Consider the following 908-nt stretch of genomic DNA (forward strand, 5'->3'; position numbering starts at 1 on the left):
TGCATTCCTCTACTAACCAGTGTTATAATCTACTTAACTCCCGTAAGGGCGCACTTATACGTTTGTTCCAAACGCTAGTGTAGATCCGTCATCGACCTGCGTCGATTTTTAATTTTAAATTCAAAGAAACGGCTTGAGATATTCCGAGCAGTTATAAAAATTAATTTGTGTCGAATATCGCTACTACATTCTTGAAAAAGTGATGTAGATTTTTAGCCCATAACTTTTTTTATTTACATCGACGATACGGCGTCGAAGGAAAAATAAACAGACCGTACGAAAGAAAAAGCCAATCCACTTTGTCTGGGTTGGCTTTTATTTTTATATCCAAAGACGCACTTACACACCTAAAAAAGTGTCGTACTAAAACCAAAACTCATATGTGATAAGCTAATATCCTTATTTTGCATTTTAAGGGGTATTTTATATGTTTTTTTACATAAGCTCTTAAAACACAAATGAGAGCCAAATAAAGGTTCTGTATGGACTATGATTGCCTCATTCACTCTGTTTACATAACCAATGATTATCAGAAGTACGATCCACATAAAAAGCACGATAAGTTTTTAAACTTATCGTGTCCTTTTTAATTACAGTTAGTTACCAAACAAACGACTCCAAAACCCCTTTTTAGGTGATTCTTCCTCCCTATCATCAGGTTCACTCTTTATTGCTTCTGTTAGTTTAGCATCTTTTAGTAATTCATCTTCTTTTATACTTTTATTCTTATTCTTTTCAGAAATATCTTTATGCTCAGTTTCTGTTGGTTTTTTCTTTTCTTGTTGTTGAGCCCTATTTTGATTTCCCTCAGTAAATACTGCTTCTTGCATATTAACGTTTTGTTTATTATTAGTCTTCTCAATATCAAAAGAATAGTTAAGCTGTCTTTCTTCTTCTAATTGATTTTC

At 32.8% G+C, this 908-nt stretch carries 1 pseudogene; it reads right to left on the minus strand.

Annotated elements, in window-relative coordinates:
• Positions 1-596: 596 nt before the first annotated feature.
• Positions 597-908: pseudogene (locus HMPREF2663_RS02170) on the minus strand (DUF536 domain-containing protein); the annotation flags it as partial.

The sequence above is a fragment of the Staphylococcus sp. HMSC077D08 genome (assembly GCF_001837945.1).
GTDB lineage: Bacteria > Bacillota > Bacilli > Staphylococcales > Staphylococcaceae > Staphylococcus > Staphylococcus epidermidis.